This window comes from Undibacterium sp. Di26W, assembly GCF_049340265.1.
In the GTDB taxonomy this organism is placed as follows: domain Bacteria; phylum Pseudomonadota; class Gammaproteobacteria; order Burkholderiales; family Burkholderiaceae_D; genus Undibacterium.
In genome coordinates, this window is the sequence record NZ_JBMPOR010000001.1 from 518,403 (window position 1) to 532,007 (window position 13,605).

At 50.4% G+C, this 13,605-nt stretch carries 12 protein-coding genes; 6 read left to right on the top strand and 6 right to left on the bottom strand.

The genetic code is table 11. The features are described from left to right. The first annotated feature begins 275 nt into the window (after positions 1–275). Both ACO0LM_RS02120 and ACO0LM_RS02125 read left to right on the top strand, forming a co-directional pair. Complete coding sequence (locus tag ACO0LM_RS02120; RefSeq protein WP_423033858.1) at positions 276–2,231, top strand: sulfatase-like hydrolase/transferase; 1,956 nt, start codon at positions 276–278, stop codon at positions 2,229–2,231. Positions 2,232–2,449: 218 nt separating this feature from the next. After that, complete coding sequence (locus ACO0LM_RS02125; RefSeq protein ID WP_423033860.1) at positions 2,450–2,767, top strand: hypothetical protein; 318 nt, start codon at positions 2,450–2,452, stop codon at positions 2,765–2,767. Positions 2,768–2,826: 59 nt separating this feature from the next. Here ACO0LM_RS02125 and ACO0LM_RS02130 read toward each other — a convergent pair whose 3' ends face one another. Beyond that, positions 2,827–3,810, bottom strand: a complete 984-nt coding sequence (locus ACO0LM_RS02130; protein WP_423033862.1) for an alpha/beta hydrolase fold domain-containing protein — start codon at positions 3,808–3,810, stop codon at positions 2,827–2,829. Between the two features lie 179 nt (positions 3,811–3,989). On the opposite strand from ACO0LM_RS02130, the gene ACO0LM_RS02135 reads away from it, so the two are divergent. The 3 genes from ACO0LM_RS02135 (at position 3,990) to ACO0LM_RS02145 (ending at position 7,416) form a co-directional block, all read left to right on the top strand. After that, positions 3,990–4,691: a FadR/GntR family transcriptional regulator gene (locus ACO0LM_RS02135; RefSeq protein ID WP_423033864.1), complete on the top strand. Its 702-nt coding sequence runs from the start codon at positions 3,990–3,992 to the stop codon at positions 4,689–4,691. Positions 4,692–4,756: 65 nt separating this feature from the next. Continuing rightward, positions 4,757–6,166, top strand: a complete 1,410-nt coding sequence (locus ACO0LM_RS02140) for a glycoside hydrolase family 88/105 protein (RefSeq protein WP_423033866.1) — start codon at positions 4,757–4,759, stop codon at positions 6,164–6,166. 32 nt (positions 6,167–6,198) lie between these two features. Then, positions 6,199–7,416, top strand: coding sequence for a DUF4861 family protein (locus tag ACO0LM_RS02145; protein WP_423033868.1), 1,218 nt, complete (start codon positions 6,199–6,201; stop codon positions 7,414–7,416). A gap of 85 nt (positions 7,417–7,501) precedes the next feature. Here the strand turns inward: ACO0LM_RS02145 and ACO0LM_RS02150 are convergent, their stop codons facing one another. After that, positions 7,502–8,803 (bottom strand): pectate lyase family protein, encoded by a 1,302-nt coding sequence (locus ACO0LM_RS02150; RefSeq protein WP_423033870.1) that lies wholly within the window; start codon positions 8,801–8,803, stop codon positions 7,502–7,504. Positions 8,804–9,318: 515 nt separating this feature from the next. Here ACO0LM_RS02150 and ACO0LM_RS02155 point away from each other — a divergent pair. Then, entirely contained in the window at positions 9,319–9,861 is a 543-nt protein-coding gene (locus ACO0LM_RS02155) for a type II secretion system protein (RefSeq protein ID WP_423033872.1), read from the top strand. Positions 9,862–10,025: 164 nt separating this feature from the next. On the opposite strand, the gene ACO0LM_RS02160 is transcribed toward ACO0LM_RS02155, so the two are convergent. The 4 genes from ACO0LM_RS02160 to ACO0LM_RS02175 all read right to left on the bottom strand — a co-directional run bounded on the left by ACO0LM_RS02160 (position 10,026) and on the right by ACO0LM_RS02175 (position 13,604). After that, a complete protein-coding gene (locus tag ACO0LM_RS02160) occupies positions 10,026–10,844 on the bottom strand; it encodes a pectate lyase (protein ID WP_423033874.1) in 819 nt (272 codons plus the stop codon). Between the two features lie 126 nt (positions 10,845–10,970). Beyond that, on the bottom strand, positions 10,971–12,032 hold the full coding sequence (locus ACO0LM_RS02165) for a pectate lyase family protein (protein ID WP_423033876.1): 1,062 nt from the start codon (positions 12,030–12,032) through the stop codon (positions 10,971–10,973). A 719-nt stretch (positions 12,033–12,751) separates the two neighbouring features. Beyond that, positions 12,752–13,159, bottom strand: a complete 408-nt coding sequence (locus ACO0LM_RS02170; protein ID WP_423033878.1) for a type II secretion system protein — start codon at positions 13,157–13,159, stop codon at positions 12,752–12,754. Then, the gene (locus ACO0LM_RS02175; RefSeq protein ID WP_423033880.1) at positions 13,134–13,604 is read right to left on the bottom strand and encodes a type II secretion system protein; all 471 of its coding nucleotides are present in this window, start codon (positions 13,602–13,604) and stop codon (positions 13,134–13,136) included. The genes ACO0LM_RS02170 and ACO0LM_RS02175 overlap by 26 nt, the downstream gene beginning before the upstream one ends. Between the last annotated feature and the right edge of the window lies 1 nt (position 13,605).

Genomic DNA, 13,605 nt, shown 5'->3' on the forward strand with positions numbered 1-13,605 from the left:
CATTGTCAGGGTGTTTTTCCCCTGCTTATTCTTCTTGCCTATCCCGCACACGCGGTCTATACAGGGCGACATTCTCGTTTCCTATCCAGCTTCTACAAAAAATGCTGGCTCGCGGTCATTTAATCTTTGCTTTTTTAGCAAGTGCAGCTATTATTATCAATAAGATAATTTAAGCGCAATAAGCGCTTCAGCATCAATCCATCATTTGCCCTCCCCTTCAAAGACAAATGCTCTTGGAATCAATAGCGCAATCCTGTAACCAGCGAAAGGTCATCATGAGCACAGACACACCATCCAGCAGACCGAATATCCTCTTCATCATGGTCGATCAGATGCGTTATCCGCCGCACTACCCGGCAGATCCGCTGGACCCGCTATACCAGATTTTGCGCTTTGAAGAAGGTGACCTGGAAGGCAATCCTTATGCCGAACTGTTCCCTGGCTTCGTCAAGCTGCGTGAAAACGGCGTGTCACTGCAAAACCATAGCTGCTCCAGCGTTGCCTGCGTGCCTGGTCGTGCAACTATCATGACCGGGCAATACAGTGCGCATAGTGGCGTGACCCAGACCGAAGGCATGTTCAAGGTGGATACCGATCCTGCCTTCCCCTGGTTGCCGCAAGACGGTGTACCGACCATGGGAGACTGGTTCCGTGCAGCGGGTTACGAGACACATTATTTTGGCCGCTGGGATTTATCCAACCCGCCTACCGGCAGTCTTGAAAACTGGGGATTTAGCGACTGGGAATATTCGATTCCGTCTGACCAGCGTTTTGGCACGCCCAATCTGGGTGTATATCGCGACACAAGTTACACTGACCTGGTCAACACTTTCCTGCGTCGCAAAGCCCTGGGCGTGGAAGCGAATATCATTAACAGCAACAATCCCACCAATGCCAGCTTCAAGTTGCGGCCATGGCTGGCAGTGGCTTCCTTCGTGAATCCACATGATATTGGTGCTTATCCTTTCCCTTGGCAGCCAGAAGTAGAATCAGCGACCACACCACCCACACTGGGTGAAATCATTGCGCCTTACGGTGCCCCTGTAAAGGGCACAATGAGCCTGCCACCAACCTATGGCAAGGCCCCCAATCAATTCAAGGCAACCTATTGTGTGCCGCTGAACCCAGGCGGCTTCAAACTGGGTGAAGTCAAACTGCCTGCCAGTTGGCGCGGTGACTTGTCCAGCAAGCCAGATTGCCAGTACGACTATTCCTATAAATTCCAACTGGCGCTGACCACCTTGCGCGGCCAGCATGCCGTCATCCCTTCCCCTTATCCCTTCAAGATGCAAAGCAATGCCGAAGACTGGTATCGCAACTACCTGGCGTTTTATTTGTATCTGCAATACCTGGTGAATATCGAAGTCAGCACCATACTTGAGCGCCTGTATGAATCTGGTCTCGATCAAAACACCATCGTCGTCTTTACCTCTGACCATGGCGAGTTGGCCGGTGCCCACGGTGGCCAGATAGAAAAATGGTATGGTGCATATCAGGAAAGCATACATATCCCCGCCATCATTTCTTCGCCATTGGTAAATGGCGATAAAACCATGCGCACCGTGCAATGCCACACCACCCATGTCGACTGGGTGCCTACTTTGCTGGGCCTGGCAGGGTTTGACAAAAACGATAGACAAGCACTGGCCAAATTCATCCAGGGCCATGATGTCAAGCCCCTGGCCGGCGAAGACCTGGCCCCCGTCATACGCGGCACAGTACACGACACAGAACGCAAAGGCGTGCTGTTTGTGTCCGACGACAACATCACCGCACCGCTGGACACCAATTACCTGCCCGATAAATACCAATGGTATGTGGATATCACAGAACGCCTGACCGGCCCCGACGGCCAGCCGACAGAAAAACGACCACTGACAGCACCCGGCCCGGTAGTGCAGCCCAACCACGTACAATCATATTTTGAGAAACCCTGGAAACTGGTACGTTACTGGGAGCCGAAAAATCACACCAACACCCAGTGGGAACTGTACAACCTTGACGTCGATGCCAATGAAAATCACAACCTGCTGCATTGGGACAAAGCCACTGGTGCACCAGTACTGCGTGTCAAGGTGCTTACGGAACTGGGTTTGACGGTGCTACAAACCGAACACGCCCTGCACCACCTGCGCCAGGAACTCAATCACGCATTGCTCCATGCCGGCTATACGCCGCAAAATATGCAGGACATGGGTATCGTCGCGGATGGACAGGCTCCAACGACATAAGAACCTGTTTACGATCTTACTGCGCGGGCGTGATCGGGGCTCATGCGCTGCGCAGTAAGATCGCAATCAGGTTCTAAAAGGCCATCATCACAGTACCTTTTATGAAAAAATGCTCAACAAGTAGCGCGCCAAACAAGGTCTGAAAAAGATGCCTGCAATAGCAAGGTATGCTAAAGTCCAGTTTTCCATGCGGCAACCGATACTTTTGGGATACTGGAATGAAACAACCTACCGACTTGTTTTCCTGGCTTTTCGACCTGATTCTTGACGCGCAAGCTATTCGTTTTGTGCTGTTTGGCGTGTGGAAATGCCATTCGCTAAGCGTAGAAAACATTAAATCCGTTGCCGAAGTCGGCGCGAAATCCAAAGATGCGCAAAATCTGGACACCTCCAGGCAACATAAACGCGCACGTAGCTTTTTGATTAAAACCAAGCTCGGCTGGTGGTGGGATAGAAAGATGTTTATTACCCCCAGAGACCCTGATGCATTCGTCAACTGGCTAAAGCTGAAAAAGATTGATCTCCAGGCTAGGTAGGCCCGACAGAAAACTGTGCCCCAGTTGTGCTCTCATATCCGAGTTCTTAAATCAAGCCCTCATGGTGAAAAGCCAAATTCCCACTCCAAAAACTCGCTCATTGCATCCACTGTCGGTCCCAGCCAGGGATCAAACAACCAGAAACTATGCGGTGTATCTGGTATCAGCACTACCCGCGTCGGAATACCTAGTGCATTCATCTGCTGCACCATCTCATCCCGCCCAAGGCTGAAACGTTTCTGCGCGCTGCCGATAAACAGGATAGGAGGCGTATTCTTGCCGACATGGCTTAGCGGTGACGCTTCTTTCCATAACGCCGTTTTCTCGGCATAGGTGCCGCCAAACCAGGCACCGGCTGATGATGGCTTCTTGGCAGGGTCATCTTCATAACGACGTGCCTGCTCTGACGTAAAGTCAGACAAGCCGTCAATATTGATGATCGCCTGCACGGCACTGGATATCTGGCTGCCTTGTGCCTGTGAATCAAACTGTGGCATATCATTGGTAACCCCCACCAATGCAGCAATTTGCCCGCCTGCCGAACCGCCGGCAACGGCCATATGCGCAGGATCGATATGGTAGTCGGCTGCATGGGAACGCATCCAGCGTATTGCTGCCTTCACATCATGTATCGCGGCGGGGTATGGCGCCTCTGCCGACAAGCGGTAACTGATGGCCGCCGCGACGTAGCCGCGCCCGGCCAGACGTATCGCCATGGCCGCCAGATTTTCCCTGGAGCCGGAACGCCAGCCACCACCATGCACCAGTACGATACCGGGCAAGGCCTTCGCCGATGCCTGGGCCGGCATGAACAAGTCCAGTTGCACCTTCCTGTCGCCATAGCTGACATAGGGAATATCCTTGATTACCTTGACAGACACAGGTGCTGTCTGGCTGGCGATGCGTATAAAAGGATAAGTTGCGATCAGCTTTTGATAGGTGGATGCAGCCGTATAGGCATTCTCGGCAGATGCGGGCTTGCCCGTGGTCGTACACGCCATCAGCAGCATAGCGGCATAAAACATGACCAGAATTAATTTCAAGCTCCACTCCTTCCATTGTCGCTCCTTTACGGGCGCGGCATGCCCCGCTGGCCGCGCTACGGTCAGGAATTATCCCATAATCAAATAATAATTGGCTAGTCCACATTGCATTATTGGACAGGCCAATTTAGAATGGTCTGGCCAATTAAAAATACAAAATTCAGGTATCTCATCAAAGAATGAAGAAAATACTTGTACATGGAGACACCACCATCACACATGAGCCCAGACTCTATCGTATCGTGGCGCACAAAATAGAAGAATTTATCCGGGATGAAAACATCCCGGCTGGCGAGCGCCTGCCTTCAGAGCGTGATTTAGCACCCAAATTGAAGGTCAGCCGCTCTTCCCTGCGCGAAGCACTGATAGCGCTCGAACTAAGTGGCGTGATCGAAGTGCGTAGTGGTTCTGGTGTGTATGTCAAAACCCCTGACAGTCAAGCCCCATCAACGCCTGAATTCGGACCTGGTCCGTTTGAAGTGCTGGCGGCGAGGCGACTGATTGAATCCGAAGTCGCCGCCATCGCTGCGCGCAAGGCAAGCGATCAGGCCATCGATGCCATTTTTGACGCCGTACTTGAAATGGAGAGAAATCACGATAATCTTTCCAGCAATGAACAGGCCGACAGAAATTTTCATATGGCGATAGCACGCGCCACCGGCGACAGTGCCTTGCTCGGCACCGTTGAGTATTTATGGTCACAGCGTAACGGCCTCTGGCACAGATTGAAAAGCCACTACCACACCGAAGAATTACGCCAGGAAACCCTGACAGACCACAGAAATATCGCCAATGCCATCGCCTGTCATGACCCGGCTGCTGCAATGAAAGCCATGCGTGACCACCTGGAACGCGTTACCCGTACATTTTCCAGGGGATAGACACCTACATAAACCCAATAAAAAAACAAAAAATCGCTCAACAACTTTACTCATGTTCAATCCATATGAAAATTAATTCCATTCTTATTCAAGCTGTCATCACTTCCCTGGTCTTGTCAGGTACAGCCTATGCAGAAGGCCCCTACCGTAACAGGGACAATAAAGATTTAAAAGATGTAGGTGAAGGGACTTATCCAGTGCCTTACCAGAAACCGAATGTGGCTGAAATTACCGAAGCCTTGCATCGTGTGCGCGCCTATATGGAATCAGTCACGCCTACCCGTGTGATACAAAAAAGTAACGGCGCAGAAGTGACAGACTTCAGCAAGCCTCCCGTTGCCGATGCCATTATTGAGCCTGCCAAGGGCGATTTTGGTATCCTGGTGTATGAAATGGGCGTGGTGCATGCCGGCTTGATCAAGGCCGCTGAAGTCACTGGCGACAAGACGTTTACTGCAATGACCGAACGCCATTTGCAGTTTTTCTCGAAAACCATGCCTTACTTTGATGCGCAGGAAAAAAAGTTTCACCTGGAACGCGCGAACAGCTTTGCCCGCTTCCTCGACCCACGCTCGCTGGATGACAGCGGTTCCATGTGTGCGGCGCTGATCAGGGCGCGTTTTGCCCATATCGGGCCAGACCTCAGCAATATGATCAAGGTGTGCAGCAATTTCGTTTCCAAGCAGCAGTACCGGCTGGATGATGGCACCCTGGCCAGAAAACGCCCACAAGCGTCTTCCTTGTGGTCTGATGATATGTACATGGGTGTTATGCCATTGGCTGAAATTGGGCACCTGACCCGAGACAGCGCGTATTTTGATGACTCTGTCAAAAATGTCTTGCAAATGTCTGCCTATATGTTCAACAAGCAAGCCGGCATCTACACCCACGGCTGGAATGCCAACAACCCCGATGCGCCGCGTTTTTACTGGGCACGTGCCAATGGCTGGGCAGTGCTGACCATGTCTGACCTGCTGGATGTGCTGCCTAAAGATCACCCTGGTTATCCCAAGGTGCTGGCGCAATTGCGGGCCACCCTGAATGGCGTTGCAGAATTGCAGTCTGGCCAGGGTCTGTGGCATCAGATGCTGGACCGCAATGACTCTTATCTTGAAACCTCTGCCAGCGCCATGTTCGTGTATGTATTTGCCCACGCCATCAATCAGGGCTGGGTCAGCCCGGCCACCTATGGCTCCATCGCCCAGGCTGGCTGGAATGCACTATCCACCCGCATCAATGCCAAAGGCCAGGTCGAAGGTACTTGCGTAGGCACGACCTTCGCCAGCGATCAAGTCTATTACTATAACCGCCCTACCAGTGTGGATGCCCTGCATGGTTACGGCCCGATGTTGCTGGCTGGCGCTGAAATGATCAAATTATTGAAAAATCCATCTATTGAAATTCAGCACAAGGTGCGCACGTACCATTATCTGCCTGCTGGCAACAGCAAAACGGATTATCGTGAACATCCATAATCTTGCGTAAACACACCATGGAATCCCTATCTATGAAACAGACTCTGCGTCTTCTTGCCATTCCACTTGCCCTGCTTGCTGCTGGCCTGGCCAGCGCTGCCGACAAACTGACGATACAGGTCAGCCACGACCTGAATGCAGCGCGCCCGTCAGAAACCATCACTCTGCCCTGGTCAGAAGTCAACAAAGCCTTGCCCGGTGCGTTGATACAGCGAATAGCGGTCAAAGATGCCAAGGGTAAAGTACTGGCACATCAGGTCACCAATATCGCCCCCTTGTCGAAAGACCCCAAGGGAGAAGGCATCGCTTATGGCGAACTGATTTTCCAATATGACTTTGCCCCCGGTGAAAAACAGGCCGTGTTCAGCGTAGAAAAAATCGACACCCTGGTGCCGGTATTTGAATCCAAAGCGTATGGACGCTACATCCCCGAAAGGCTGGATGACTTCGCCTGGGAAAATGACAAAATCGGTCACCGTACCTATGGACCGGCGCTGGAAGCACCAGCCCCTCCAGGCAGCAATAAAGAAGTCTTGCGTAGCAGCGGGCTGGACATCTGGTTCAAGCGCGTACCGTATTCCATCGTCGATCGCTGGTACAACAAAGGCCATGACCATTACCATAAGGATGAAGGTGAAGGCATGGACATGTACAACGTCGGCAGATCACGCGGCTGCGGCGGGACCGGCATCTGGGATGGCCAGACCCTGTACACCAGCGCCAACTACGCCACCTGGAAAGTCATCGCCAATGGCCCGGTACGCACGGTATTTGAGCTGGCCTACAGCAACTGGGATGCGGCAGGTGTCAAGGTATCCGAAGTCAAACGCTTCACCGTCGATGCCGGTCATTATTTCGACCAGATAGAAAGCACCTTCACCTTCGCCGGGCCTGCGCAGTTGAAAGTCGCATTGGGTTTGAACAAGACACCGACCGACAAAGGCCAGAATCCCGTCATCAAGCTGGCTAAAAACCAGTCGAATCCATCACTGACGCAATGGGTGGACCAGGCCAGCAACGGCTCTATCGGTACTGCCATCATATTGCCGAATGCTGAAGGCTATGCCGAAGACAACCTGAATCACCTCATCCTGGCGACAGTTTCATCCGACAAACCATTACGCTATTATGTAGGCGCTGCCTGGGACAAAGCCAGCCCTTACAATAGCGATGAAAAATGGCAAGCCTATGTCAAAGAAACGGCAGAAAGAATGCAACACCCTATCAAGGTAACGCTCGGCAAACCTTGATAACAGCCCAGCTGTAGTGCCCTGTGGTGAATTACACATTCACCACAGGGCATTTTCATTTGCTGCCTGAGTTATTTCCACTTACCTACTTGTGCTTGACTGCCTGCGGATACGTACCCGACTTGGGCTCCAGGCTATCCATATCCCAGTCGGCTTCAACAAAGGGGGCGTGCACTTCATTTTGTTTGGGATAGCCACTGACTTCATTTTCATCATCGATGATTTTCCCCTGCCCTTCGGCAATGAAATATAAAACACGAATATCGTCCGCATCCCTGTCCCAAGGTCTGGCACCGGCATGTTGCAGCAGGTATTTTTCTACCTCGTGTGAAGGCATGACAGCAATACCGGCAGGCCAGGCAACCGGCTCATTCATGCTGATCAGCCTAGCTTGGGTTTCGCCATACCGTCCGAATGAAGGCAAGGGCATGCCATACTTGTCTACCGCCGTATTATCTTTGGCATAGTATTCAAGATCACCGTCGCCACCCAGGGTCATGAAAGGTAACTTGCCTTTGGTCGACAGACCACCCCGCATGACATTGCCAACCGCACTCAACTGACCATTCTGATAGGGATGCGTACCCCACTCCAGTGCCATCCGGTTGTAATGAATTGCTCTCCGCCCCGGGTCATAAATCAGGTTATTAATGACAGAGCCACGCACGCCACCTTTGAATAATGGATTGCGCTCTACATTGTGGGCAAAAATATTGCGGTAAAAAAGAATATTGGTGACATTGTCGTGCACCAGCGAACCTTTGGAATGCTCGCCCTTGGAATGACTTGCCTCCGCCAGTCCCTCTGCTGCCAGGTTATAAGAGAACGTGACGTTGTAACTGGTTCCCTTGCGCCATTCTTCGGGTGTGTTGCCATTAAAACGTGGGCCTGATGCCGACATGTTTTCATCTATCGCCCAGCTAAAACTGCAATGATCCACGATGACATCATGGGCTGATGAAGTTGAAAATGCATCTTCTTCCCAGCCGCTGCGTTTTGGCTGTCCATCGACACCAGTGCGTACACGCAGATGACGGATAATGGCATCATGCCCACGCAAAATCAGGCCACCACGAATAATCGTGATGCCTGGCGATGGTGCAGTCTGCCCTGCAATCGTGATAAAAGGTTCGCGTATGGTCAGTGTCGAGCGCTTCAGGTCAATCACGCCACCCACTTCAAACACCACGATGCGTGGGCCGGGTGTTTCTATCGCTTCCTTCAGCGAACCGGGGCCGTCAGCATTCAGATTCGTCACCCGTATAAGTTTGCCGCCACGCCCACCCGGGGTTTGCGCAGCCCAACCCGCCGCACCAGGGAAACTTGCATGTGCAGTATCTGCTGCAACGGCAACTTGCGACGCAGCCAGGGCCTGCAACGGCTGCATGGAGCCAATACAGGCAAGAGCAATACAGCTACAAATATTGCTACGAATGCAGTTAAGAACAACAGAAGAAATAAGTCTGGCCATGTCTGCATCCAATAAAAGTAAATCAATCGCTTACTCACACTCACTCAAGCTTGCTCACCACGTCCCCCTGCAAGCGTGATGCAGCGACAAAAGTGAAATAGACTTGCTAAATGAAACCGCAAGCCTGCCCATCTCATAATGACATTACACCAGGGTGATTTTTCCTGGAACTTATCGCGCAAGTTCAGCATATTTCACGCCTTGTGACCTTGCAGAGCAAGACATTACATCATTCTTGTTTTGTCCGGGAACACTGGTGAAAATTCGAGTCAACACAACAAAAAAACAACAATTGGTCCTACCAATATTTTTTTGGCTGGACAATTAATTTGCTATTGAGCAGACCGGATATAATTTAAAGCTCACATCAGTCATCGCTTTTGCAAGTGTTCAAAGCGACTATTCTCCCCCTATTCGTGTATGGCAATATCATGAAAATCATCTCTCGCCATCACATGCTGCCGTGTACGCCCCGGCAATCCGGCTTTACCTATGTGGGGGCAATGATTGTGGTCGCCATCATCGGTGTCGCCACGGTTGCAACGGCGACGGTTGCTGACACGGTCAGACGGCGGACTGCGGAAGAAGAATTGCTGACCGTCGGCCAGCAATACATCAAAGCCATACTCGAATACGAATTGAATACCCCAGCAGGTAACGCCAACCGCGCCCCGTCACGCCTGGAAGATTTATTGCGCGATCCCAGACAGGCAGGCGTAAAACGCTACATCAGGCAGCTTTATCCCGATCCCATTACCGGCAAACTGGATTGGCAACTGGTGGCTGCACCTGGTGGCGGCATTATGGGGATTAAAAGCAGCTCATGTGCGACCAGCATCAAACGCAGTTTTACCCATGGGGACTTTACTTATCTTGATGGACAAAAACGCTATTGCGACTGGATTTTTGCGTATGTCATGGCATGCGGTGCCAATTGCAAGGATGGCGAAAAACCGCAGCGTGAAAGCAATTAAAAATTTCATCCGACAGCGCAGCATTCCACGTCGCAACGAAGCTGTACCATCGACAAAAAGACGCCATCCTATACATGATGGCGTCTTTTTTCATTCCTTAATCATCGAATCTCACTAAGTGAATCTCAATAAGCAAATCTCACTAAGCGTATCCTATTGATCGATCACTTGGAGACTTTGCAGGAACGGGCTACGTTAGCTGCATTGGTATCGTCTTTGGGCTCGTTCCCGGAAACAGTGCCTACACTGCCACTACAAACAGGCGTGATATTGGAGTTCATATCCTTGATTGTAGCAACATCAAAAGCATCCTTCAGGCCCGGCAGTTTGCTGCTGTTAAAGCTGCTATTGACAAGAACAGGATGGCTGACATTGAAGACCGTCACATTACTGATATCAGCAAAACGAGCGCTTTGCTTTGACGCGCTACAATTACCGCAAGAGCGATACAGCTTGCCACCTTCTTCTGCATAAAAATTGGTGATGACAATTTTCCCGCCCTTACCATTATTCTGGAAAATTTTGTCCGCGGCTTTGTAGGCGGCACCACCGGTAACCGTCATTGTGCCCGGGCCTTTGAGCGTGGCAGCGTCTTCACCGACATCACCCCAATATACATTTTCTATCCTGCAATTGCCACTGCAATGCACACCGTCGGCACCGCCTGCCTTCAGATCCCGACCTGATCCAAAACCAGGATCGCCCAGCACAACATTTTTCAGCGTCGCGCCCTCTTCCAGGATGAAATGCGGGATTTGATTTTCACTTTGATCGCCAGCCATACTTTTGCCAGTACCTACCAGGCACACCATCTTGCCAAATTTGACCAGTCCGTCAAACACTGTGTTGGCAGGCACTGTCGTAGTGGAGGAAACAGACTGCTTGGTACAGGCAGGTATCGCCCTTTTTCCTGGCGCAGCATAGGCATTGACGGCAAACGCGAATCCCAGGACTGCAAGGAGTAAACCATGTGATTTTTTCATTTGTATCTCTTTTCAAATTAGGTAATTAAAAAGCGCAACCCGGGCATTGTGAGTGCTGTGCGTACCATTGGTACTGCCAATCAATCAGCCGCCCGAATCGGCTATATCAACATTGTTGAATGAGGCTTATTGGGCCAGATTGGTACGCGCACCGGCCGTAGCAATTGCCTTGGCTTTCACGCCAGCCGCTGCTGCAGCGTTATAGGAATAACCGGTGGCACCATATGCCTTGGTCGTCGTCCAGTCTGTCGCATTGGCGTAAGGCTTGGAAGTACTATCAGGTACAGTCCAGGTAATGCCACTGCCGACAAAATTGTTTTTCAACTCCCAATAGCCGAGCGCACTACTGTCGCGAGAGGTGACAGGATTGGCAACATTTTCAAAATAATTTGACTCGACCAACACCTGGGCACCCATACGCGGATTGATGCCAGAGGTATGGACATTGCCGAAGTAATTATTGAACAGATGTGCCTTGCCATAACGCAGCAAAGGCAGACGCGATTTGACGTTTTCGAAACGGTTGTTGTGATAGGTGGTGCGTGAGCCGGCATTCAGCGTATCACTATCGCTATAACCATTCAGTGCCACTTTTTGATAGTCATACACGTAGTTATAAGAGACGGTAATATTGTTTGCCCCTTTTTTCATGTCAATGCCACCATCAAAGGAAGCATCGCCAGCGCCCGAACACATTGTCAGGGAAGCGAAGATCGTGTTGTGATCAATCCAGACATTGCTGGGTTTGCCGGTAGAATTGCCTTCTATCGAAATGGAATCTGCAGCTTCACCACCTTGCAGCAGGCCTATGGTCATGTTTTGTATGATGACATTATGCGCATCACCGACAACATGAATACCAAAATTGGCACTTGAATCGCCTGTGCCCTTGATCGTGACATCACTTTTGTTTTTAATTTCGACTATTTGCGCTGGTTTTTTCCATTGCGCGCACACATCGGTGATGGTGGCATAGTTGAATTTGCCGGTGTAGCTCAACACCAGGCCACCACTGCCGGAATACTTGTCAATCTCGGCTTGCATGGCAGCCATGGTAGCAACAACTATCGGTGTTTTGTTACCACCACCCGTGGTCGCCGCACCGTAACCTACCGGTCCGGCAATTGCATGCGCACCAGCGGCAATACCGGCCGCCAGCACTGTCAGCTTCAGAAAATTTACCTTCATTTTTATGTCTCCGTTTATATTGATTGATGATTTGCCCATGCTCTGGGCAAGCGATCATCTGTCGCGCGATAGGTAGATAATCGCTCTCGCTGCTCGTTCGGCAACGTTATTTCCCTGCATGGGAGAGACCAGACATGCCGCTTCAATTTCCTCACAAAACCCGACCTGAACATCGCTTGACACTACTTTTTGGCGGGACATTTAAAGATTTTTAACGTTTTTCCGATCTGGGTTGAGAATGCGCGCCAATATGGTGCTCTGTCAATCGGGTTCACAGCATGTATATGCGAAAAAATCATTAGTACATTCGTACTTAAAATGGCAATTTTAATGTTTTAAAAACTCACATTTAAATTAATATCGTCCATCTACCTATTAAAATCATTTAAATTAAGCATATATTTACCAATATCGATCAATAGACAATTAAACCAAAATCTCTCATTTTTAACAAAAATGTTGAATATATAAATAATTTACACTCAAAATTCGTCTTGTAAATAAGATCAAAAAACAACAATTGGTCTAGCCAATATTAAATTTGACCCATCCAATATTATTTTTTGGCTGGACCAATAATAAAATTAAATGGGATTTACTGAGAATTTAGAGATATTTCCTTTAATTTGGTCAGGCCAGTGTATTGAGAAGCCAAATATAGAAAAATGTCTTGCACATAGCCCGGCATCTACACTGCTCGCAGACTATTCGTTGATTATTTACAGCCGGTTGAACGGCAAGCCATCGCGCGTGATGCCTTGTGCGCCGCTTTGAATGTCGTACACGCCACCACCTTTTTCCGGTGTGATGAGTACCCAGGTAGCGGTGCTATCAGTCACCGGATCCACGGGCAGGGATCGCAAGTATCTTCTTTCAACCAGTTCATCCAACGATTGCGGATAACGGCCTGTGTCACCATAAAACTTGTCAATGACCTCGCGTGTCACATGCAGGTTTTTTTTGAGCACAGCTTCCTTGGATTGCTGGATGCTATGAAAATACCGTGGCACAGCGATAGTCAGCAGCAACGACAGTATCGCCAGCACCACCAGCAATTCAATCAGAGTAAAGCCACGCCTGTCAGCGCGCTTACCATAGTATTTACCAGCGCAGATAGGGAATGCCATTCAGGCCGACCAGTTCAGAATTGGAATGTATATCGTAGACATCATCACCCGGCGTGGGTTTGTCAGCTTCGCTTTGATAGGAGCGCAGCCCCCAAGTTTGCTCGTCAGGCAGACTGCTGTCTTCAGAAAATGGATCACGCGGAATGCGGCGTAAGAAAAATATCTTCTTTGGCCGGGCACTACGCTGATCTGTTACCCCCTTCACCAGTTGCAGCAAATTCGGCGGGTAGCCACTGCTGTCCGGTGTCGAGGAAATGCGCCCCTCACCACTAGCGCGCTTGTAATCATCCAGCGCATTACGGATTTCACGCAATGCCAGGCGCAGTTCCTGCTCTTTCTGACGTTGCACCGCCACCTGCGCCACCGGCAAGGCAATGGCGGCCAGCAAAGAGACAATGACCAGCGTCACCATCAGCTCTATCAGGGTAAAGCCCTGGCTGCGCATG

What these genes read in the sequence shown, in the direction of transcription:
- ACO0LM_RS02120 (WP_423033858.1), top strand. Translation starts at nt 276, where the DNA reads ATGAGCACAGACACACCATCCAGCAGACCGAATATCCTCTTCATCATG.
- ACO0LM_RS02125 (WP_423033860.1), top strand. Translation starts at nt 2,450, where the DNA reads ATGAAACAACCTACCGACTTGTTTTCCTGGCTTTTCGACCTGATTCTT.
- ACO0LM_RS02135 (WP_423033864.1), top strand. Translation starts at nt 3,990, where the DNA reads ATGAAGAAAATACTTGTACATGGAGACACCACCATCACACATGAGCCC.
- ACO0LM_RS02140 (WP_423033866.1), top strand. Translation starts at nt 4,757, where the DNA reads ATGAAAATTAATTCCATTCTTATTCAAGCTGTCATCACTTCCCTGGTC.
- ACO0LM_RS02145 (WP_423033868.1), top strand. Translation starts at nt 6,199, where the DNA reads ATGAAACAGACTCTGCGTCTTCTTGCCATTCCACTTGCCCTGCTTGCT.
- ACO0LM_RS02150 (WP_423033870.1), bottom strand. Translation starts at nt 8,803, where the DNA reads ATGCAGCCGTTGCAGGCCCTGGCTGCGTCGCAAGTTGCCGTTGCAGCA.
- ACO0LM_RS02155 (WP_423033872.1), top strand. Translation starts at nt 9,319, where the DNA reads ATGAAAATCATCTCTCGCCATCACATGCTGCCGTGTACGCCCCGGCAA.
- ACO0LM_RS02160 (WP_423033874.1), bottom strand. Translation starts at nt 10,844, where the DNA reads ATGAAAAAATCACATGGTTTACTCCTTGCAGTCCTGGGATTCGCGTTT.
- ACO0LM_RS02165 (WP_423033876.1), bottom strand. Translation starts at nt 12,032, where the DNA reads ATGAAGGTAAATTTTCTGAAGCTGACAGTGCTGGCGGCCGGTATTGCC.
- ACO0LM_RS02170 (WP_423033878.1), bottom strand. Translation starts at nt 13,159, where the DNA reads ATGGCATTCCCTATCTGCGCTGGTAAATACTATGGTAAGCGCGCTGAC.
- ACO0LM_RS02175 (WP_423033880.1), bottom strand. Translation starts at nt 13,604, where the DNA reads ATGCGCAGCCAGGGCTTTACCCTGATAGAGCTGATGGTGACGCTGGTC.